21 protein-coding genes are annotated in these 23,030 nt (G+C 37.5%); 19 read left to right on the forward strand and 2 right to left on the reverse strand.

All coding sequences use genetic code 11. The features are described from left to right. The first annotated feature begins 354 nt into the window (after positions 1-354). From GN217_RS17280 to GN217_RS17370, 19 genes are all read left to right on the forward strand, one after another. Positions 355-1,770: an FAD-binding oxidoreductase gene (locus GN217_RS17280; RefSeq protein WP_370459819.1), complete on the forward strand. Its 1,416-nt coding sequence runs from the start codon at positions 355-357 to the stop codon at positions 1,768-1,770. Continuing rightward, positions 1,763-3,085, forward strand: coding sequence for a (Fe-S)-binding protein (locus GN217_RS17285; protein ID WP_232334489.1), 1,323 nt, complete (start codon positions 1,763-1,765; stop codon positions 3,083-3,085). Before GN217_RS17280 ends, GN217_RS17285 begins: the two co-directional genes overlap by 8 nt. Before the next feature lie 22 nt (positions 3,086-3,107). Next, on the forward strand, positions 3,108-4,127 hold the full coding sequence (locus GN217_RS17290) for a DctP family TRAP transporter solute-binding subunit (protein WP_156857908.1): 1,020 nt from the start codon (positions 3,108-3,110) through the stop codon (positions 4,125-4,127). Between the two features lie 21 nt (positions 4,128-4,148). Continuing rightward, entirely contained in the window at positions 4,149-4,631 is a 483-nt protein-coding gene (locus tag GN217_RS17295) for a TRAP transporter small permease (protein WP_232334491.1), read from the forward strand. Beyond that, positions 4,628-5,983, forward strand: a complete 1,356-nt coding sequence (locus tag GN217_RS17300; protein WP_156857910.1) for a TRAP transporter large permease — start codon at positions 4,628-4,630, stop codon at positions 5,981-5,983. Before GN217_RS17295 ends, GN217_RS17300 begins: the two co-directional genes overlap by 4 nt. Before the next feature lie 235 nt (positions 5,984-6,218). Then, a complete protein-coding gene (locus GN217_RS17305) occupies positions 6,219-6,983 on the forward strand; it encodes an SDR family NAD(P)-dependent oxidoreductase (protein ID WP_156857911.1) in 765 nt (254 codons plus the stop codon). Beyond that, on the forward strand, positions 6,976-7,464 hold the full coding sequence (locus GN217_RS17310; protein ID WP_232334490.1) for a PPC domain-containing DNA-binding protein: 489 nt from the start codon (positions 6,976-6,978) through the stop codon (positions 7,462-7,464). Before GN217_RS17305 ends, GN217_RS17310 begins: the two co-directional genes overlap by 8 nt. A 9-nt stretch (positions 7,465-7,473) precedes the next feature. Beyond that, positions 7,474-8,967 (forward strand): class I adenylate-forming enzyme family protein, encoded by a 1,494-nt coding sequence (locus tag GN217_RS17315; RefSeq protein ID WP_156857913.1) that lies wholly within the window; start codon positions 7,474-7,476, stop codon positions 8,965-8,967. Then, the gene (locus GN217_RS17320; RefSeq protein WP_156857914.1) at positions 8,964-10,094 is read left to right on the forward strand and encodes a thiolase C-terminal domain-containing protein; all 1,131 of its coding nucleotides are present in this window, start codon (positions 8,964-8,966) and stop codon (positions 10,092-10,094) included. The genes GN217_RS17315 and GN217_RS17320 overlap by 4 nt, the downstream gene beginning before the upstream one ends. Positions 10,095-10,100: 6 nt before the next feature. Beyond that, the gene (locus GN217_RS17325; RefSeq protein WP_156857915.1) at positions 10,101-10,406 is read left to right on the forward strand and encodes a Zn-ribbon domain-containing OB-fold protein; all 306 of its coding nucleotides are present in this window, start codon (positions 10,101-10,103) and stop codon (positions 10,404-10,406) included. A 460-nt stretch (positions 10,407-10,866) separates the two neighbouring features. Next, a complete protein-coding gene (locus tag GN217_RS17330) occupies positions 10,867-11,823 on the forward strand; it encodes a bile acid:sodium symporter family protein (protein ID WP_156857916.1) in 957 nt (318 codons plus the stop codon). 39 nt (positions 11,824-11,862) lie between these two features. After that, the gene (locus GN217_RS17335) at positions 11,863-12,996 is read left to right on the forward strand and encodes a CdaR family transcriptional regulator (protein ID WP_156857917.1); all 1,134 of its coding nucleotides are present in this window, start codon (positions 11,863-11,865) and stop codon (positions 12,994-12,996) included. A 390-nt stretch (positions 12,997-13,386) separates the two neighbouring features. Continuing rightward, positions 13,387-14,172: a flagellar motor stator protein MotA gene (gene motA, locus GN217_RS17340; protein ID WP_156857918.1), complete on the forward strand. Its 786-nt coding sequence runs from the start codon at positions 13,387-13,389 to the stop codon at positions 14,170-14,172. Next, on the forward strand, positions 14,165-14,947 hold the full coding sequence (locus GN217_RS17345) for a flagellar motor protein MotB (protein ID WP_156857919.1): 783 nt from the start codon (positions 14,165-14,167) through the stop codon (positions 14,945-14,947). Before motA ends, GN217_RS17345 begins: the two co-directional genes overlap by 8 nt. 224 nt (positions 14,948-15,171) lie before the next feature. After that, the gene (locus tag GN217_RS17350) at positions 15,172-15,408 is read left to right on the forward strand and encodes a hypothetical protein (RefSeq protein WP_156857920.1); all 237 of its coding nucleotides are present in this window, start codon (positions 15,172-15,174) and stop codon (positions 15,406-15,408) included. Positions 15,409-16,021: 613 nt separating this feature from the next. Further along, positions 16,022-16,921, forward strand: a complete 900-nt coding sequence (gene rbsK / locus GN217_RS17355; RefSeq protein ID WP_156857921.1) for a ribokinase — start codon at positions 16,022-16,024, stop codon at positions 16,919-16,921. Positions 16,922-16,944: 23 nt separating this feature from the next. Then, positions 16,945-17,865: a ribonucleoside hydrolase RihC gene (gene rihC, locus GN217_RS17360; protein ID WP_156857922.1), complete on the forward strand. Its 921-nt coding sequence runs from the start codon at positions 16,945-16,947 to the stop codon at positions 17,863-17,865. A 31-nt stretch (positions 17,866-17,896) separates the two neighbouring features. Continuing rightward, entirely contained in the window at positions 17,897-19,321 is a 1,425-nt protein-coding gene (gene dcuC, locus GN217_RS17365) for a C4-dicarboxylate transporter DcuC (protein ID WP_156857923.1), read from the forward strand. Positions 19,322-19,609: 288 nt separating this feature from the next. Continuing rightward, complete coding sequence (locus GN217_RS17370; RefSeq protein ID WP_156857924.1) at positions 19,610-20,119, forward strand: type 1 glutamine amidotransferase domain-containing protein; 510 nt, start codon at positions 19,610-19,612, stop codon at positions 20,117-20,119. A 65-nt stretch (positions 20,120-20,184) separates the two neighbouring features. On the opposite strand, the gene GN217_RS17375 is transcribed toward GN217_RS17370, so the two are convergent. Together GN217_RS17375 and GN217_RS17380 are read right to left on the reverse strand one after the other, a co-directional pair. Then, complete coding sequence (locus GN217_RS17375; protein WP_156857925.1) at positions 20,185-21,705, reverse strand: ABC transporter permease/substrate-binding protein; 1,521 nt, start codon at positions 21,703-21,705, stop codon at positions 20,185-20,187. Further along, positions 21,698-22,657, reverse strand: coding sequence for an ABC transporter ATP-binding protein (locus GN217_RS17380; RefSeq protein ID WP_156857926.1), 960 nt, complete (start codon positions 22,655-22,657; stop codon positions 21,698-21,700). The genes GN217_RS17375 and GN217_RS17380 overlap by 8 nt, the downstream gene beginning before the upstream one ends. Between the last annotated feature and the right edge of the window lie 373 nt (positions 22,658-23,030).

The following is a 23,030-nucleotide window of genomic DNA, read 5'->3' on the forward strand; positions in this document are numbered from 1 at the left end:
TAGTAGAGAAATAGCGTGCATATTCTTTTTCACATATGAAATAAAGTGAAAATAATAGCACATTACCCCAGATAAACAGCTGAATTAGTTTGAAATAGATGACCTGGAATAATGTGCTAGTTTACATGAATCGATCAGTGAACATTAATAAAAAAGTATATTCTATAAATTGCAGAAGGATATAATAATAAGATTATAATATTAATAATTATGGGATTATTCCCAAGTATTTGTCCTTTATCACAATTTAATCTATAATTAAGTAATATACTTTGTTATGTAGCACATGGAAATTTACTCTTTACCCTAATATAATGAATGAAAGCGTTTGCTGATGAGGGAGGAGAGATGGAAATAGTCACAGAAGAATTAATTCACTTATTAAAAGAAATTTGTGGTTCAGAGAATGTACAAAGTTCTACGGCTTCAAGGTTAGCGTACTCCTATGACGCAACTGCAAACTATCAATCTTTACCGGATTTAATTCTCTCGCCAAGAAACACAGAGGAGCTTGCTTCAATCGTGAAAATATGTTCTAGAAATAAAATTCCGATTATTCCGAGAGGTTCGGGTACAAATCTCTCGGCTGGAACGACTCCAACACAGGGTGGAATCATCATTTTATTTAAAAATATGAACCAAATACTAGAATTAGATCAGGAAAACTTAACAGTTACGGTTCAACCAGGTGTAATTACCAAGACACTAATTGATTATGTAGAAGAAAGAGACTTATTTTATCCACCAGACCCAAGTTCTTTAAGAATATCTACAGTGGGAGGCAATATAAGCGAAAACTCCGGCGGTCTCCGGGGGTTGAAATACGGTGTTACAAAAGATTATGTTATGGGTCTAGAATCAGTTTTACCTAATGGAAAAGTTATTCGTACCGGAGGGAAGTTAGCTAAAGATGTCGCGGGTTATGATTTAACAAGCTTACTTGTTGGCTCTGAAGGTACATTGGGAATTATCACAGAAGCCACATTGAAATTGGTTCCAAAACCTACATATAAAGAGACAATACTTGCAACGTTTAAATCACTTGAAGACGCAGCAGAAGCCGTATCAGCAATTATCGCAGCACGAATCATTCCAATGACTTTAGAATTTATGGATCAAGGGACAATTCAAGTGGTAGAGGAATATAGCAAGGTTGGCTTACCAACTAACTGTGAGGCATTGCTACTTATCGAACAAGATGGGGACGAGCTAGCTGTAGCTAAGGATATGGAAAAGATTTTCGAGATTTGCTTAGATCACCGAGCGATTGGTGTACAAAAAGCCGAAACGGAAGAGGAAGCAGCGGAAATAGGTACAGCTAGGCGGGATGCATTATCTGCCTTAGCAAGATTGAGTCCAACAACGATTTTAGAAGATGCAACGGTGCCAAGGTCAAAAATAGCACCCATGGTACGAGAAATTATTCGTATTTCTTCTAAATATAATGTAACTATTCGTACATTTGGCCATGCTGGAGACGGGAATTTACATCCAACTTGTTTAACAGATTTAAGAGATGAAGGGGAAATGGAACGTGTGGAGTTGGCACTAGCTGAAATATTTGCCGCATCCATAGCGTTAGGTGGGACAATTACTGGAGAGCACGGTGTTGGTGAAATGAAGGCACCGTATCTTGAGTGGAAAATCGGTGAGGCAGGTGTAGAAGTAATGAAAGCAATTAAAAAAGGGATCGATCCTGATAATATTATGAATCCCGGAAAAGTATTTGCCAAAGCTACAAAAGAACGTTTGGTGATGCGAAGTGTCTAGTACACTACTTGCTGATAGAATTCAAAAAGGATTCGAAGAGAACTTAGATGAGTCAAAACTTTTAGATTGTATGCGTTGTGGTTTTTGTTTACCAGCATGCCCAACATACATTCATTCCAACTATGATGAGTCACAATCGCCTCGAGGAAGACTAGCATTAATGAAAGCTGTAAGAGACGGAGATATTCCTTTTGATGATTCTGTGGAAGAGTCGCTGGATTTATGCCTTGGTTGCAGAGCTTGTGAACCTGCTTGTCCAGCAGGAGTGGAATACGGTAGTCTCATAGAAAATGCTTGGAATGTTATCCGTGAAGAAAAGAAACCATCGATAAAAGAAAAGACAATGCGTAAAGTAGCTTTTGATCATCTTTTTCAAGATCAAGATAAAATGAATAGAGCTGCTGGATTAGTGAGAATTTACCAAAAGTCAGGCCTGCAAACGGTCGCCAGAAAATTAGGAATTACTTCATTTTTCCCTGGTATCATGCCGGGTATGGAAAAAATCTTACCTGAAATTGAAAAGAATAGTTTTCTGAGAGGCAAGACATTTGAAGCTGAACAGCAAACGACAAAAGTAGCATTCTTTGCAGGCTGTATGATGGATACGATTTTTTCAGGAACCAACAATGCGACGATTAAGTTATTGCAAAAGGTTGGCTGTGATGTGTGGATTCCAGATAATCAAGTGTGTTGTGGAGCATTGCATGGTCACAGTGGAGAGCTGGAAAAAGCAAAAGCCAACGCCAGGAAAAATCTCGATAGCTTCTTACTACAAGATGTTGATTATATAGTAAATAATGCGGGTGGTTGTGGAGCATTCCTTTCAGAGTATGAAAACCTTTTACAAGATGAACCAGAATATTTATGGAAAGCAAAGCAATTTTCAGAGAAAGTAATTGATATTACTTCTCTTCTATATAAAAAGGGGATCATGAATCTCCCGCTGGCTTATACAAAAGGTGAAGAACTTATAGTAACTTACCAGGATTCTTGTCATCTACGAAACGTAAATCATGTAATTGATGAACCAAGGGAGATTTTAAAATCGATAGAAAATGTGGAGTTTAGAGAGTTAGAAGGGGCAGTTCATTGTTGTGGTTCAGCAGGAATTTACAATTTGATTCATTCTGAAATGGCTATGCGGATACTGGATGATCGTATGAAAAACGTTAAGAAAGCAAACCCTCATGTTATTATCACAACAAATCCGGGATGTTTATTACAGATGAAGTTAGGGATTGAAAGAGAAAGACTTACTGATGAAATAGAAGCACTTCATATCGTTGACTTTATCGATAAATATATTATGAATTAATTTTAGGGGAGGAACTTAAAAGATGAAAAAGATTTTAGGTTTAGCTGTATTGTTTTTGATGATGCTAGTAGTTAGTGCATGTGGATCAAGTGATGACGCAAGTGCAGATCCGGCAGCCGACGGTGGAGAAAAGTATAATTTACAAATGTCTGTGACAGTAAATGATTCTTCAACATGGTATAAGGCAGCGGAAAAACTTGCAGAAGATATTAGTGAGGAAACTGATGGGCGTATTTCTATTGATGTTTTCCCAAATGAACAGTTATCTGGTGGGGATTCAGGACAAACCGTTGAAATGCTTTCCAATGGTTCAATAGATTTAACGTTTAACTCAACAATTATTTATTCAGTCTTGGATGAAAGGTTGGGAGTAGCAAGTGCACCATTCCTATTTAGAAATCATGAGGAAGTAGACAAAGTGTTTAATGGAGATGGTGGAGATGCGCTCGTAGATATCTTACGGGAAATTGGCGTTGAGCCATTAGGTTATGGCGAGAATGGATTTCGCCAACTAACAAACAGTGTGCATGAGATAGCATCACCTGAAGATCTAAAGGGTCTAAAAATACGCATTCCAGGTATGACAATGTATATTGATTTATTTAGAGCGTTTGGATCTGATCCATCAACAATGACATTTGCTGAAGTATTTACGGCTTTACAACAACATACAATTGATGGGCAAGAGAACCCTATTGACGTTATTCATTCTTCGAGGTTGGATGAGGTTCAAGATTATATGACAATGTGGAACTATTCATATGATCCATTGGTATTGGGAATTAATAAAGAATTATATGACTCTATGAGTCAGGAAGATCAAGAACTATTTTCTCGTTTAGGTGAAGAAGCTGCAGCGTATCAGGTGGAACTAGCCCGTGAGTTAGAAGCAGAGCAAATTGAAGAACTTGAAGAACGTGGTATACAGCTGTATTATCCAACGGATGAAGAATTAGATGCATTTACAGAAGCTGTTCAAGATATATATGACAAGTATGAAGATGTTTGGGGAGCTGACTTATTAGAAGCTTTCAGGCCTTAATATAGAGGGGGGAATTACTTGATGCAATGGCTAAATCGCATTGAGGAGATTATTGCTGTATTCGCATTAGTGACGATGTCGCTTATTGCGTTTAGCAATGTTGTCAGTCGTAATTTACTTAATCTTTCTATGGCATACACGGAAGAAGTAACCATTAATTTATTTGTTTTACTAACGTTTGTAGGAGCATCTATAGGTGTACGTAAAAACGCACACCTGGGATTTTCTCTATTATTTGATTTATCACCACCGAAACTACAACGTATTTTAGTTGTCATCATTGGCTTACTAACAATTGCAGTTTTTGGTAGTATTACTTATTTTGGATTTGAGATGGTGCAAAGTCAAATTAGTATGGGGTCATTGACACCAGCGCTCGGCTGGCCTAAATGGATATTTTCATTGGGATTACCAATCGGTTCTCTATTATGTACAATCCGATCAATTGAAGCGCTCTTTAAAGAATTGAAAGAATTAGGCAGAGAAGTGGGTGTATCTAAATGACCGCATTGTTATTATTTGGAATATTTGGCTTACTGATATTTTTAAGAGTGCCAATTGGAATATCTCTTGGAGTATCTTCTTTGACTGTTTTATTAATTACCGTGGGTACGAATGGCTTGGATCTAGTAGCAAATATTATGTACACAAGTATCGCTAAATTTACATTGCTCGCTATTCCTTTCTTTATTTTAGCTGGTGTTATCATGGAGCATGCCGGCATATCTCGAAGGTTGATGAATTTAGCGCAAACATTAGTTGGTCATTATAAAAGTGGAATAGTTTTAATTACAGTACTTGTTGCTGTTTTCTTTGCAGCTATTTCTGGGTCAGGTCCCGCTACTGTTGCTGCAATTGGTGGAATTTTGATACCAGCCTTAGCAAAAAGTGGATTTAAAAAAGAATCAGGCGCTGCTTTAGTTGCAAGTGCTGGTTCCATGGGGATTATTTTACCACCAAGTATTGCTTTTATTGTTTTTGCAGTTGTGGCAGGGGATCAAATCCCGATTTCCATTGGTAGGTTATTTATTGCTGGCATTGTTCCTGGTTTATTAATTGCAATTGCTTTAGTAATTGCAATGCTATATGTTCGTTGGAGACAGGATGTACGGGAGTCTAAGAAAAAAGTGAACAATCCAAGTGAACTTGCTGATGGTGAAATAGCAATAACAAAGGAAAGAGCATCAATCAAAGAAATGGCTAAAGCACTTTTAGATGCGTTATGGGGACTACTTGTTCCAATTATTATATTGGGTGGTATCTATAGTGGATACTTTACACCAACAGAAGCTGCTGTAGTAGCCGTATTTTATGGACTTTTTGTTGGTGTGTTTATTTATCGCGAGTTAAATTGGAAAAAGCTTTATCAGATTTTTGTCGATGCCTCTCTACAGACTGCAGTTGTTATGCTGATTGTAAGTACAGCTTCATTATTTGCTTATATCATTACGACAGAGCAAATCGCAAGAGATGTCTCCAATCTGTTGATTGGCTTGACTGAAAATCCAATTATTATTCTATTAATTATTAACATCATTCTTTTAATTGCTGGTATGTTTATTGATGCAATTTCAGCATTCTATATTTTTGTACCAATCTTATTACCGGTTATTTTATTCTTAGAAGTTGATCCGACCGTGTTCGGTGTATTTATGACAGTAAACTTAGCGATTGGGTTATTTACCCCCCCTGTCGGGCTGAATTTATTTGTGGCAAGTGGAATATCCAATTTGTCCCTTGTTCAGATATCAAAGGGAGTGGCTCCCTTTGTAGTAGCCGCAGTTATTATTTTGATGTTGATTACTTATATTCCTGCAATTTCAACATTCTTGCCAGATTTGCTAAATGTTCATTAAATATTTCCATGAAACAAAGTGTTTATTCTTTTTTATCACGCATTAACGGTCTATAATACCCCCCAGCCCTAAACATGAGGGAAGCCCAACATGTGAAGGTGGGGGATATACAGACCGTAAATCCCTGATTCTGTTCAACTAACATTTAGTGGGGGAAGTAAGAATACACCCACTGAATGAAGTTTCACTTTATTGTAGAATTCAACCAAGTTTTCTAACAAAAGGAGATGTAAAAATGGAATTTAAAGATCAGGTTGCGATTATAACTGGAGGCGCCGGAGGGATAGGTGGTGCTTCGGCCATTAAATTGGCAGAAAAAGGAGTACATATTGCTCTAGTTGATTTACAATCATGCGAAGAAGTAATGGAAAAAATACGTGCTGTTAATAAAAATGTAAAAATAATAGAAAAGCTTGGTGATATTAGAGATAAATTCTTTGTGAAAGAGGTAGTCGATGAGACTGTAAGAGAATTTGGAAAAGTTCACATTTTAGTGAATAACGCTGGTACTGCTGCAAGAGTGGATTTAGAAGAGATGACGGAAGAACTATGGCATCGTGATATGGATACAAATGTAAAAGCAGCATTCTTATTTACGCAAGCAGTTGTTTATCCGCATATGTTAGAGCAAAGGTATGGGAGAATTATTAACATTAGTTCTGTGTCGGGAATTAATGGTGGTGTTCTATCTGGTTATGGCAGTTCGAAAAAAGGCCGTTCAGGTGTAGCATATGCAGCTTCTAAAGGTGCATTGATCTCGTTAACAAAATGGGTAGCAAAAGAATTAGGAGAATTTAATATTACAAGTAATTCTGTTGCCCCTGGCGGAACGGAAACAGGGATCACTAAAGGATTGGAATATAATTTTGATGCGCAAGTCATTAAACGAATGGGAACACCGGAAGATATTGCTGAAGCTGTTTGTTATTTTGCATCTCCAAAGGCTAGCTATACAACAGCCCAGACTTTACGGGTGGATGGAGGAGTGGACATTGGTTAATACATATCCAGAAGGACAAATTCAAAGTGTAAAAGGTGAGAACGCGTCCTGTATTATGGGAAGATTAACGAAAGATGTTGATTTGTTAGATGGTTTAAAGCAAGTTTGCAAACAACACGGTATTGAAGCTGCTTCCTTTCAGTGCTTAGGCTCAATATCTAGGATTGGTTTTGTGCAGATTGAATCAAAAGAAGACGGTGGATTACAATATTCACCGCCAATATTTGTAAACAGACCAGCAGAACTTTTATCAGGTACTGGTTTTATTGGCTTAGATGCAAAGGGTGAACTTGATATTCATTATCATGGTATATATGTGGATGACACGGGGAACATTTCCGGCGGTCACTTTTTAGAAGGAGAAAATCCTACAGCAGTAACAATTGAATATGTTATTCAACCAATTAAGAATGTTCAATTGAAGCGTGGACCAGATGCTTATTGGAAACTGCCAGTATTTCAATTTACAGAAGGGGGCTAATTGACTTTCATGGAAACATTAGGATCGCAAGCTAAAAAAGTAATACGCGCATACCCAAAAAAAATAGCTGTTAAGTTTGAAGGTGAAATGATTGATTATGAAACTTTGTTTAAAAGAGCGATGGCCATTAGTTCTTATTTAAAAGCTCAAGGTCTTAAAAAAGGTGATAGATTCGGTATTCTTATGTCAAATATGCTAGAGTCAATTGAATTAGATCTAGCTGCTGCATTTGGTGGATTTATAAAGGTGCCGCTTAACTACAAATTACATCCTAATGAGCATAAATTTATGATCGACGATGCTGATTTGTCATTAATTATTGGTGAGAGGAATCTAATCGATCCTATTGGTGTTGCTGTTCCAACAGTCTATATTGGAAAAGACTATGACTCAATTATTACTGAGTATTACGGAGAAGAGTTTGAAGAAGAAGTGAATGAAGATGATTTATTTGCAATTATGTACACATCTGGAACTACAGGAAATCCTAAAGGTGTGATGCTCAGTCATAAAAATATCTTGGCTGGAGCGCTGTCCTTAAGTTTAGTTTGTGAAACAAATAATCGGGATGTAATTGGTCATGTAGCCCCTTTAACACACGGAAGTAACTTCCTATCACATATGGCATGGCTACACGGTACAACACAAGTTATTTATAATAAATTTAGTCCTGAAGAATTTTTGGATGATGTGGAAAAAGACAAAGTCTCCATTATTTTCTTAGTACCAACAATGGTTAATCTAATGATTCAACATCCACAATTTGACCCAGAAAAGCTAGCATCTGTAAAATCTATTAATATGGCAGGCTCGCCGATTGCAGCTAGTAAACTCCAGCTTGCTTTAGATAAACTTGGAACAAAATTTGTTGAAACCTATGGGCAAGTGGAGGCACCAATGTGTATCACCGTTATGCCAAGAGATGAGCTTGGCAATAGATTAGAATCAGCGGGTAGAACTGGTCCATTTGTGGACATGAAAATTATCAATAGTGAAGGAAACGAAGTACCAACAGGTGAAGTGGGACAAATAACATGTAAAGGTTCACTCGTGATGCAGGGCTATTGGAATAATGAAAAGGCTACAAATGAAACATTAATCGACAATTGGTTACAAACTGGGGATTTAGGTTGGGTGAATAAAGAAGGTTATTTACACATTGTTGACAGAATTAAAGATGTCATTATCTCAGGCGGTGTCAATATTTATCCGCGTGAAGTAGAGGAAGTACTTAACAAACACACAGGTGTAAAAGAAGCGTGTGTGATCGGTGTTCCAGATGATAAATGGGGCGAAAATGTTATCGCTTACATCGTGCCAAATGGAACAAGAGAGGTAACGGAAGAAGATTTGTTGAATTTATGCAAAGATCATTTGGCAAGTTTTAAAAAACCAAAAGAAGTGCATATTGTTGACGGTTTGCCTAAAAGTTCTTACGGCAAAATTTTAAAGCGTGAACTGAAGACACAGCATTTAGCTATGAATGGGGTGGCTAGCGAATGAGTATATACGTACATGGAATTGGTATGACACCGTTTGGAAAATTAGAAGACCGTACGTTGAAGGATTTAATGTTGAAAGCTTCTTTTGAGGCCCTGAACGATGCTGGCAACCCAGAAGTAGATGCTGTATTTGTTGGAAATTTTATGGGTGGATCAATAAATAATCAAGAAATACTTGGGGCTATCGTGGCAAACGATCTGGGGCTTGGATATATTCCCACGGCAAAAGTAGAGGGCGCTTGCGCATCTGGTGGAATTGCATTTCGTCAAGCTGTTCTAGGTATCATGAGTGGTGAATATGAAACTGTGCTTGTCGTCGGTGTAGAAAAGATGAAACATGTGTCTACATTAGACGTAACGCAAGCCATTAATGCCGCAATGGATAATGATTCCAATGAAAAACATGCTGGACTAACTTTTCCAGGCTTCTTCGGAGTATTGGCGAATCGCTATTTTTATGAAACAGATGCTACAAAGGAACATTTAGCAATGGTTGCTTTAAAGAACCGCGAGAATGCAATCAACCATCCACTTGCTCAATTTAAAAAGCCAACATCAATTGATGAAATTATAAATGCACGTCTGATTACTGAACCGCTTGGTTTATTTGATTGCTCGCCAACGACAGATGGGGCGTCTGCAATTGTTATTTCTAAAGAAAAATCGAATATTAAGTTATTAGCTAGTGCACAAGCTTCTGGACCAACACAAATGCAAGGCGCGGAAGACCTATTATCTCTTCCAGCGGTAAGAGAGTCTGGTAGAATTGCATATGAAAAAGCTGGGCTAGGTCCAAGAGATATTGATGTTGTTGAAATACATGATTGTTTCTCGATAACAGAAATTATCTCTTCGGAGGAACTTGGTTTTTTCAATAAACGTGAAGGATATAAAGCTATAGAAGAAGGAAAAACAAAGCCAAATGGAGAGATTCCAATTAATACAAGTGGTGGATTGCTATCGAAAGGTCACCCAATTGGTGCTACTGGTATCTCACAGTTACACCAAATTGTTTTGCAGTTACGGGGAAATGCTCCTAACCAGGTGGAGGGTGCAAGAATTGGCTTAGCACAAAATTTAGGGGGGACGGGATCATATTCTACCGTTCATATATTAGAAAAGGTGTGAGAAAATATGCAGGTATATCAATGTTCAAATTGTGATTTTAAATCGATAAAAGAAGAATATTACTGTCCCACATGTCGTTCCCAGGAGTTTCACTCTGTTACTGTTTCCAATTATGGAACGGTATACAGTCACACAACGATTCATACAGCGCCTCCCGAATTTGCCGGTTTGGCACCGTATCATGTTGTCTTAATTAGAATGGCCGATAATCTGAAAGTGACAGGGTTGATGACGGAACCTGTTGAAATTGGAGATCAAGTTAAACTTCAACATATAAAGGACGAGGCATTTGTATTCGATTTAGCTCTTTAAAGACAAACTTACAATTCGCTGCGAATCTTGTTGAAATAAGATTCGTGGCGATTTGGTTTATATAATTTTAAAAGAATAATAAAGAAGACTTCTATCAATGGGGGGTTCTTTCATCCCCCGCTGATGGTTATTCACACTTATAGGACCTATATGGGCAGTGATCTCCTATCTACTTTCTTTGTCCCCAGATGCTTGGGGGGAGAGTCTTACTACCCGTTTAGGTGAGGGAAATTGGAATCTGTTTTTAAGCAAATTTCTTATCAGGGATGGTATCTATTCACAATTCATCTTCCGTGGGTTTTTCACGGTCGGCTCTGCTTCCAAAGGATGTTAAGCCCAAAGAAGTGAAAAGGTATTTGAATGTGAATTAGCTTTTGGGTAAATTAACGTATTATGTATTTACTAAGTAAAAATGACTTGTATATTGATAAGAGCAAAGTGAAAGGCCGGCGGTTTAAATATGGACAAAATTATTGATTTTATAACGAAAAGACTTCCATTTCTTATTTTATTATCTGCAATTTTCACTTATTTTTCCCCTGTTCATTGGGAAACAGAAGCATGGATTCCAAGTATGCTTTTAGGTATAGTAATTTTCTTTACAGGTTTATCGATGAAGACTTCTTCGGTTAAAGAAATTATGAGCAAGAAAAGAGAAATTTTCGTTGTCACTTTTTTAAAATGGACATTAACTGTCGGGGTATCTATGATTCTAGCTTATACTTTTTTCTTTCATGAACCAGAGTTTAGTGCGGGAATTATTTTATCAGGAACTGTTCCTAGTGCAACTGCTGCAACACTTTATACATTTTTAGCAGGTGGTAATATCATATTAGTCATCGCGGCGAATTTTCTTGATACATTAATTAGTCCATTCGTTACAATGTTAGCAATGATGAATCTTCCAGGGACTGTGAGTATTGCATTTTTAGATCTACTGAAATCATTTATATTTATTGTAATATTACCTCTTTCAGCTGGGATTCTTATTCAATTTTTTCAACCTAAAATAGTTAACTATTCAAAGGATTTAACTCGATTTGGATCGTCTATCTCTCTTATATTAATTATTCATATTATTGTGGGCAGTGGGAAAGAAGCTATTACTTCTCGAGTTGATTCACTCCTTTTATTAATAGCAGTTACACTTGTTCAGGTAGTATTCCCAATGATGGTGGCATATTATATTGCTAAAAAAATTGGTATGAGTGAAGCTGATTCTCGTGCAATTTTATTCCAGGTTGGTCTATGTAATTCCGCATTAGCAGCAATTCTAGCATTTGAATTTATTGGAAGTCTTGGGGCTATACCGCCAATTTTAAATTCGATTATTAATTTATCTTTTGGTTCCTATATTTCTAATCACTTCGCAAGCAAACATAATAAAGCTGAAAAATGTCACCTCTTAAACGGATAAAAATTACGTACCAATAAACTTTGGCAAGGGAAGGGAATTATGAATAGAATATTTCATTCGGGTCAATTTTATTCATCGATAGTTCAGGAGATTCGTGATTTAATTAATGAAGATGTCATTTTGACAAATCAAGAAGGAATTATTGTTGCAAGTACGGATAACGCGCGCATCAATAATTTCCATGAAGGTGCATTTATTGCCATGAAAAGTAAGAAAAATATGGAGATGACAGAAGCACTTGCTGCACAATTAGAAGGTGTACGTAAAGGTGTTGTGCTCCCTCTAATATTGGATGAAAAGCCATTAGGGGTTATTGGGATTACGGGAGAGCCGGAGATTGTAAGACCTTACGCTATGCTTGTTCAAAAAGTCGCTGAACTATTTATGCAAGATTCCATCATTCAAACGGACAGAGAAAGGCAAGCGAGAGAATTAGAATTCTTTGTCTTTGATTGGTTGAATAGCAAGGAGATTACAAAATCATTAATTGAACGGAGCAACTTTTTAGGAATTAACATTAAAAAATATAATCGAGTAGCTATTTTAAGAGGGGATCAATCTGCTTTATCCTTCACCTATAAAGATATTAATTTATTGAAAGTTGCGTGGGATTATGAAGGCGATACATTGTTTATTCGTTGGGGACAAAATAAAATATTAATGCTCCTTACAAAACAGCATGATAATGAAAAGCTCCGCCGTAAGTTATCCATTTTTCTAAAAGAAGTCCAATCCAGTATGAAAATGCAAATGTATGTTGGTGTTGGAGAAATCACGACTTATAATAATATGTTTTCTTCATTTGAACAGGCTGCGCAAGCGTCCGACGTAAGCTCTAGAGATCAACCCATTGTGTTTGAAGAGAATTTAAAATTTGATATGTTGCAGCAAGCTTTGGATGAAGGAATTAAAAGAAAGTTTGTCGAACGTACGATTCTATCTTTGTTGGATGACCCTGTTTTACTAGAAACACTCAGTCACTGGTTCGAAAATAATATGTCAAATAAAAATACTGCTGAAAAATTACATATTCATAAGAATACATTGCTTTATCGTTTAAAGCGTGTGGAGGAATTATTAGGAATTCAATTAAATAAGACGCATGATTTGTTGACATTGTATATGGGGTATTTGTTTTTGAAGGAAGTAGGAGAAGAAGGAGCACCTGCTTGATTGGTTATGATTTAAAATTTTAATATTCTAAAGCATGGGCAGTCAAAGAAATCTGACTGTCTTTATTTTTCTCTTAAATTCAGTACCATTATTTTTTAAAAAGATAGTTGTACTTCCGCTAAATCATTCGCTCAATATATTTTCTCACGCATATTATCTATCCAGCATGATTTTAGGGATCGCTCTCAAAATCAAGATTGATTATTTTCAAATTTATAAATGATAAACACCTCTCTAACAACATAAAAAAATCCACCACAATATAAAGAGTCAAAAAATGTTTACCTAATAAACTAATTATTTCTTCTTTTCCATATTACCTTCAAAAACAGTACAAAAGACCGATATAGGTTATGTAGTATTATAGAGTTATTTGATGGAGGTACAGAGATGGATAAAACATCAATTATTGGTATTATTTTAGGAATTATTGCGGTTACTGTTGGGATGGTTTTAAAAGGTGTTGGTGCGGGAGCCTTAATTAATCCGGCAGCACTTCTCATTATATTTGTAGGAACGGCTGCATCTGTATTGATAGCATTTCCTGTAAGCACGATTAAAAAGATTCCTTCCTATTTTAAAATATTGCTTAAAGAAGAGGAACAAGATGATATACCAGTGCTTATTGAAAAGTTTTCAAAGATGTCCGATCAAGCTCGTAGGGAAGGTTTGTTATCTTTAGAAACTGAAATAGAAGCATGGGATGATGACTTTATTTCTTCCGGACTACAATTGACCGTTGATGGTCATTCACCGGAGTTCATCCGTGAAGTCATGCTCGAGAAAATTTATGCAATGGAAACGAGACATGAAGAAGGTGCAGCAGTTTTTACGCAAGCTGGTACGTATGCGCCCACGCTGGGAGTGTTAGGTGCTGTTATTGGATTAATTGCCGCACTTGGTAATATGGATGATATGGAAATCTTGGGGGAAGCGATAGCAGCGGCTTTTGTTGCAACTTTATTAGGGATTTTTTCAGGTTATGTATTATGGCACCCGTTTGCAAATAAATTAAGACAGAAATCGAAAAAAGAGATTCAACGAAAGGAAATTATTGTGGAAGGGATTCTTTCCGTCGTGAATGGGGATTCTCCGGCGGCGATGAGAGATAAGCTGAGTTCGTACCTCACTTCAAAAGAAATTGCCAAGATAAAGCAGGTGACAGAAGATGAGTAGCCGGAGACGCAGAAGAAAGAGTGAAGCTCAATCAGATGATTCATGGCTGCTTCCCTATTCTGATATGCTGACATTGCTTGTGGCATTATTTATTGTATTATTTGCCATGGGCGAAATAGACGCCCAAAAGTATGAACAGCTTTCCAAAGTTTTTAAAAGTGAATTCTCTGGCGGTGGATCCATTATACTGGAACAAAGCCCAGCGGAGGATCCTTCAGAAACTGCCATAGATGAAGACCGAAGTAAAGAAGATAATGAGGCAAATGAAGAAGACTTAAGTGAAGGTATGAGAGAAGTAGAAAATCTTAAAAAACTTCAAGCGAGTATCAATGGTTATATCGAAACAAATGAACTAACTGATGCACTATCAACAGAATTAAGCAATGAAGGATTAATGGTCACGATTTTAAATGATGTCACGTTTGATATGGGGAGCGCTGAAGTTAATGAGGGCGGCAGGGAAATCATAACCGAAATCTCAAGGTTGTTAAACACCGATCCGCCTCATCATATTGAGATAAGCGGACATGCAGACGACCGGCCGATTCACAACGAAGAATTCCCTTCGAATTGGGAATTAAGTGTAATAAGAGCCGTTAACTTCATGGGATTAATTTTGGAAAATGGAGGACATGATCCAGCTCGCTTTAGTGCGAAGGGATTTGGTGAGTACCATCCAATTATGCCGAACACGAGTGAAGAGAACCGGGAGAAAAATAGACGAGTAGAGGTTCTTATTTTGCCTAACTACGAAATAGATGTTGAAGAAAATTAAGCAAATTCACGGAAATGGAGTTTAAAATCGATTGGAGAAAGCAAGTGAGATTTATTTGTTGGTGGACTGTCTCCCTATAGTTGAATCGGCACTTTGACTAAAAGGACGAAAAATAGTAGCATGCAAGATAACTTCTTCTAATCTCTTTCGTCGTATATTATCAGGCATTACGTTCTGTAATACCCCACTAAATGCGATTTCATTTTTTGGTAGGAGGAATTAAGATGTATGAAGACAAAACCGAGTTAAATGCTACGATGGGCAGGATTTTTGGGCAAATTGTTAAAGAGCGTGTGGCAACAGAAGCACTTGCAAATCTATTAATCGAAAAAGGCGTTATTACTGCAGAAGAGCTGGATGAATCTTTTAGAAAAGTATATGAGGAAAAAGGGACAAAGTATTCTGCAGAAGCTTTGAATATGTCGGAAGAAGAGTATAGGAAGATTATTAATGGAGAGTGAGCCCACTCTTAAAATCCCACTCAACATGTAAATGTGATGAGTGGGATTTTTCATTACTGAACAGCCTTGAATTAAGAAAACTGGAACTTAAGGATTATTCACTTTAATAAAAAGTTAAATTGGGAGAAAAATGCTCGATACATCTGTACCTACTGATAAAGGAGTTCATCATCATCTGTATAGGAATGTGCTGTTTCTCCATTATTATTTGGCCAAACTGGGTCGGAAAAATATATTTCATCCCTAGCAAAATTGCAAAATAACTTGTGACTTTAATATAACTTTGCCTTTTTATTTAAAAAATGATTTGACATTTTTTTATAACAGTATTATTCTATATGTAACGGGTTACACAAATATGCGAACCCAATTTTTTTCATCTATATGTAACCCGTTACACAAATAGTTAAAGTATCCTTGATGTCGCCGAAATAGCAGCTGTTTCCAGGGGGTATGTTGAAAGGCTTGAAGGCTATTTAGATGAAGTACAGTAAGATAATTAATTTTAAACGGCTTTTTACAACGTGGGTATATCCAAAACATAGGAAAACCGAATAAAAAGATCCCGTCGGAAGAATATAAAATCAACTAATTACGAGAGAGAGGTGATCATATGGAAAAGCAACCGGCAGTTTGTGTCGTGGGAAGTATTAATATTGATATGGTCACGACTGCTAAAGAATTCCCTGAACAAGGTGAAACCGTTTTAGGTGGAGAATTTAAAACTTATCACGGTGGTAAAGGCGCCAATCAAGCAATAGCCGCTGCAAGATTAGGAGCTGAAGTTACCATGATTGGTGCGGTTGGGGACGATCAGTTTGGAAAGGATATCCTACAGAACTTCCGAGCAGAAGGTGTCCATGAAGAAGCGATTTCTGTTATTCCGAAGACATCCACTGGCATCGCTACCATTATTTTATCGGAAGGCGACAACAGAATTATCGTCTCACCTGGTGCTAATTCGAAATTAACGCCAGAAATCATTGCAACATCACGGGAAATACTAATGAAGAGCGATATCATTCTCCTGCAATTGGAAATTCCAATGGAGACCGTTCGATATACCGTCGACTTTGCATATGAGCATCATATACCTGTTGTCATCAATCCAGCCCCTTTTCAAAAGATACCTGAGGATATTTTGAAAAAAGTTACGTATTTAACCCCGAATGAGCTCGAACATACATCATTGGCAGAATTACCGTTCTATCGCTCCATGAAAGATAAAGCCATTATTACAAAAGGCGGTGACGGGGTTGAATATGAAACATCAGCAGGGAAGAAAATCGAGATACCGAGTTATCAAGTTAATGTAAAAGATACTACAGGAGCTGGAGATACATTCAATGGTGCTCTCGTTACGGAGATTGCTAGCGGTTCAAGTATCGAACAAGCTATTAAATTTGCGAACGCCGCAGCAGCACTATCTGTTGAAAGAGTTGGAGCTCAAGGTGGTATGCCTACGAGAGAAGAAGTTCTAGGCTTTATAAACAAGCAAGAAAGCGTTAGTTAATATAAATTTTAGGAGGAATTAAAATGAGTAAAAAACCTATTATTATTGATACAGATCCAGGAATTGATGATGCAGCTGCTCTTGCTATTGCCCTATTTAGTGAGGAATTAGACGTACGACTCATTACGACTGTTAATGGTAATGTGAGCCTTGAAAAAGTCACGTACAATACGCTGCGTCTGCTCAAGTTATTTGAAAAGAATATATCTGTTGCTAAAGGCGCTGAAAGACCATTAATCGAAGACCCAATCGATGCAAGTAATGTACATGGCGAAACAGGGATGGATGGATATGAATTTGAGGAACCAGACAACAGTTTATTACTAGAAGAACATGCAGTAACAGCTATGTACAAAGAAATTATCAACAGTGATAAGAAAATAACACTCCTCCCTATCGGACCTTTAACAAATATTGCCTTACTTTTTAGACTTTATCCAGAAGTGAAGGAAAATATTGAAGAAATCGTACTCATGGGTGGTTCTAGTGGCAGAGGAAACTCATCTGTCATGGCTGAATTTAATATTCACGCAGATCCAGAAGCTGCAAAAATTGTTTTTTCTAGTGGTTTGCCAATTGTTATGGCGGGACTAGATGTTGGGTTAAAAGCATTGATTTATCCGGAAGACAGTGAGCAATTAAAAGATATGAATAAAACCGGGCACATGATCTATCATCTTTTCAAAAAATATAGGGGCGGCAGTTTCAATACAGGTCTTAAAATGTATGATAGCTGTGCCGTTGCTTACCTTCTCAAACCTGAACTATTCGAGACAATTGACACTTACGTTGATGTTGAACTGAATGGAGCAATGACAAAAGGAGCAACCATTGTAGATTTTAAAGGTTATTTAAACAAGGAAAGTAATGTAAGGGTTTGTGTTGATATTAATGCTGAAGAATTTAAAAAGTGGTTTATAGACAGTATCCAAAAATGCAATTAATATTTTTACAACTTAGAGGAGTGTACTAAATATGCTGGAAAATCTCATAATGTATGGATCGGCATTGTTAGCAGTAGCAGTGATTATATACATGCTCATTAAAAAAATGGATATCAAAATAGCCCTGTTTTTGATGGGTATTGTACTCCTTTTGATCAGTCTATTTATGGGAAAAGACATTGTTTTTCAAGATTTTAATCCAACAGGTTCTATTGTTTTGGATCCGTTACAAGTAATCGTTCAACAGTTCAAATCAACTTTAACCTCGGCTGGTTTAATAATCTTAATGCTTGGTGGATATACGGCTTATATGTCTCATATTGGGGCAAATGATTTAACCGTCCAAATGTTAACAAAGCCTATTAGCAAAATAAAATCTGTTTATATTTTGGTTCCCGTTATCTTTTTATTAGGTAACTTATTGTCTCTCGTCGTACCAAGTGCTTCCACTTTATCTATTTTACTCTTGGCAACGCTATATCCTGTCTTGAAAAGGGCTGGCATGTCAACGTTAACGATTGCAGCCGTCATTGCGACATCTGCGACAATTGTACCAACACCACTTGGCAGTGATAATGTGGCGATTGCTGAAGAGTTAGCGAAGTATGCTGCATTCAGTGATTTAACGGTCACACATTATACTTTTGCTTATCATGCGATTATTTCTCTGCCGACAATAGCTTTTATCGCCATTGTTCACTATTTCTGGCAAAAGAGAATGGACAAGAAGGCACAAATTGCTGATTCAAATGAAGAGGAAATCGAAATAGAAGAATTTAAAGAAATAGAAGGCAGTAGTTTGTTTAAAACAGTTTATGCGATCTTGCCGGTATTTCCGATTATTCTCTTACTCGCATCCTTCATCTTAGAAATGACAACAGAAATGACCGTTTCTATAAGTGTTGAAATTGCGGTACTTGTCTCGTTTATACTTGCAATCATTTGCGAATTATTTCGCTATAAAGGAGATAAAGAAGTATTATCTCAAACCGAAAAGTTCTTCACAGGCATGGGTAATATGATTTCGGTTGTTGCACTTTTAGTCGCTGCATCTGTTTTTGTAGCAGGACTACAATCGATTGGTCTAATCGATACACTGCAACAATCTATGCAAAATATTCAAGGCGAGGGCTTTGACTTTGTATTACCGCTTATATTAGTCGGGTTTACTGCTCTAATCGTAATTTTAAGCGGCAGCGGTATCGCTCTGTTCTTTGCGATGGTACCATTAATAGTTCCTTTAGCAGATGCAGCAGGAATTAATCCAATCGCGGTAGCAGTACCGATGGGGTTAGCCGGAAACCTATTTAGGGCAGTATCTCCTGTCGCTGCAGTTATACTCATTGTAGCTGGAACACTAAAGGTAAATCCGCTTCATGTTATTAAAAGGACTGCAGTTCCAATGATTTCTGGTGTCGTATTTATGTTCATTTTATCCATGATCGTATTCTTGTGATCTGTTCATTTGACCCTAGTCATGTTGCATTCGCTGGTGGGATCTAGTTTCCTTCCAGCAAATGCAAGATCCGTTTTTCCCCGATTGAAAGTGCTAAATAGTGCAAGGTTATAGCTAGCTAACAAATTCTATCTAACCTTACATATATGATGATTCGCCTGCATACGCAATCACTTTTTATAATAAAGTTTACTATAATCCGGTTTTACCTGAAGCAGTTGTTTTGCTAATTTCTTGCTCGTAAATTAAAATAACCTTGTAAATAAATTTAAACTGGAGGTAGTTAATTTGGCTAAGGTAGCATTTCTTTTAGCAAGTGGCTTTGAGGATTCTGAAATGAAAAGTCCATATGAAGCTGTTAAAGAAGCAGGGCACGAAACAGTCATTATTGGTTTGGAAAAAGGTGCACGCTGTGATGGGAAAAAAGGAACAATCTCCTATACTGCTGATCTTGGGGCATCTGAGGCAAAGGCTGACGATTTTGATGCGGTTATTATACCAGGTGGAGGTGCTCCGGAAGCATTGCGTGTAAATGATGACGTTGTTCGCTTTGTGAAGGAAATCAATCAAAACGACAAATTAATTGCTGGTATTTGTCATGGACCACAGGTCATGATTAGTGCTGACGTTCTAAAAGGAAAGGAAGCAACATGCTTCATCGGAATTCGTGATGATGTAAAACTAGCAGGTGCGGCCTACCACGATAAAGAAGTTGTAGTTAGTGAAAATTTGATTACCTCACGTACACCTAAGGATGAACCTGCTTTTATTCGGGAAATTTTAGCGAAATTATCCTAAACTTTAATTAATCAAGGAATACATAGAAAATCGGTTTCTAACAGTGAAGAAACCGATTTTCTGCTTTAGTTTGTATGGAGCACTTCATTCTCTAAAAACTCCCGCGCCACTTCCGCAGCACTTCTTCCTTCGACAGTCACCTGATAATTCATCTCCCGCATCTCGTCATCCGTTATTTTCCCGGCTAACTGATTTAAGATACCTTCCAGTTCAGGATATTCCTCGAGCGTTTCACTTCTCAGCAAGGCGGCACCTTGATAAGGAGGGAATAATTCTAGATCGTCTTCCAATACGGTAAGATTATAGCGTCTCAACTCACTATCCGTAGAATAAGCATCTAATACATTAATATCTCCCTGCTCAATCGCCGTATAACGCAGCTTCGGTTCCATTGTTACGAGATTAGGAAATTCGAGATTATAAAGTTCTTGAATACCAACATACCCATCTTCGCGATCCGTAAATTCCAAAGTGAATCCGGCTTTTACCTCGTTTTCTAATCCCTGTAAATCAGAGATTGATTTTACGTTATGCTCCTCGGCAAAGACTTTAGATACAGCTAATGTATACGTATTATTATAATCCATCGGTTCTAGCAAGACTAAATCGTTATTCTTTAGTAATCCGGATCTGGCCTGTTCGTATACTTCTTCCTTATCATTACTTACTGGGGTCTCATCCAGAAATTGCGTTATTGCCGTTCCTGTAAATTCTGGATAAATATCGATATTTCCCGATTCTAAAGCATTAAATAAAAAGGTTGTCTTCCCAAGACTAGGTTCCAATTCCACGTTCAAATCGGTTTCGTCTTCGATTAGGATTTTATACATATTAATTAAAATCTCTGGCTCGGAACCTAATTTACCCCCAATTACGATCGTATCTTCGTCTCCACCGAGCCAATTGGGGATCACGGATACACCGAAAGTGAAGACAACGATGATCCCAATTGTGACGAGTGTCTTTTTATACGAAAGTTTTTGGATGCCGCGTAACACGAGGTCAAATAATATAGCAAGTATTGCTGCTGGAATCGCTCCAAGTAAAATAAGTGCAGAATTATTGCGATCGATTCCAAGCAGGATTAGATCTCCTAAACCTCCTGCACCGATTAATGCAGCAAGGGTCGCAGTTCCAATAATTAATACCATCGCCGTCCGAATTCCTGCCATAATCACCGGCATTGCAAGTGGTAATTCCACTTTCAACAATCTTTTCCTTGTGTTCATTCCCATTGCCATCGCGGCTTCAATTAAAGAGGAATCCACTTCTTTAATTCCAGTGTACGTGTTGCGGAGAATAGGAAGTAAGGCATAGATGACTAAGGCAATAATAGCGGGAATTTTACCAATCCCTAGCAATGGAATAAAGAGTCCGAGTAATGCTAAGGAAGGAATCGTCTGCAGCATCGCAGCAATCCCAATAATACTCTCCGCAAAACGAAGCTTTTTCGTTAAATAAATACCGAGTGGTACAGCTATTAAGACAGCAAAAAAGAGCGCAATAAATGAAATCTGAATATGTTCGATGAGCGCTTGAAATAGTTCATGCTGGCGGTTTTGGAATACTTCGATCATATTATTCATCGCTATTTCCCCCTTTCGTTACCTGTTGGGAGAGATAATCGATCATGATTTGCCGATTCACAATCCCAATCGGAACTCCGTTTTTTTCTACGGAAAGAGAATCATGGTCGGATAATCGCTGCAACACTTCGGCCAATGTTGCTTGGATGGAAATAGTAGGAGCTTCCTGTCCTGTCAGATTCGGCAGGGGATGAATAAATTTTTCCAAATCAAAATCTGTCCCTGGATGGCCGGCATTCCCAACGAAATCTCGGACAAAGTCGTTCGCTGGCTCGTTTATTAGTTCATCTGGTGTTCCTAACTGAATGATTTTCCCTTCCTTCATTAAACAAATCCGATCCGCTAGTTTCAGTGCTTCTTGAATATCATGTGTAACAAATACAATTGTTTTCTTAATGGTACGCTGCAAATGAATGATATCCTCCTGCAATTTTTCCCGACTGATCGGGTCTAATGCACTGAAAGGTTCGTCCATTAAAATGATTTCCGGATCGGCTGCTAAAGCACGGACAACGCCAACTCGTTGCTGCTCGCCGCCAGAAAGTTCGTCAGGTCTCCGGTTCCGGTACATAATAGGATCAAGACCAACCATATCCAATAATTCAGTTACACGATTGCGGATTTTTTCTTTGTTCCATTGTTTGAGCTCGGGCACAATTGCAATATTTTCCTCTATCGTCATATGGGGAAATAACGCAATTTGCTGTAAAACATAACCGATATTCCAGCGAAGTTCATCTATTTTATAGTCGCTAATCCTTTTTCCATTCATATAAATGGTTCCAGTTGTCAGGGGAATGAGGCGATTGATCATTTTTAATGTCGTCGTCTTTCCGCTGCCACTCGGACCAATTAATACTAAAAATTCCCCTTTATTAACTGTAAAGTTGATGGAATCTACTGCAGGCGTATCGCCATTATATTTTTTTGAAACATTTTCAAAAGAAATCATTGGGAAAATTATCCTTTCTGTATAGGAGTTCTTTGACTTTCATTTAAGTGTAATGGGAGTTTGGTGAAAGCTCAATGAAAAAGGGGGCAGATTTTTGTTTGTTCAGGTTAAGGGTGGGATGTCTGCTTAATCTCAAATAAAAATACGATTGCTTGTGTATGTTTTTACCTTTTTTAAGAAAGGTATTATTATTTTCTTGAGCCTGGCTCGATTATTAATTAATCGCTGATAATCATAAGAGGCAAGGGAGCATTCCTGTAATGAAGAAATTTGAGGTTTGAACAAAAAAGAGCCTCTCTGGTATAGTACTGGGTGTCAATGCGCATTGACCCCTAAATTAAAACATACCAAGGAGAGGACTCACCATGAATTA

The organism is Oceanobacillus sp. AG, assembly GCF_009746545.1.
In the GTDB taxonomy this organism is placed as follows: Bacteria; Bacillota; Bacilli; order Bacillales; family Amphibacillaceae; genus Oceanobacillus; species Oceanobacillus indicireducens.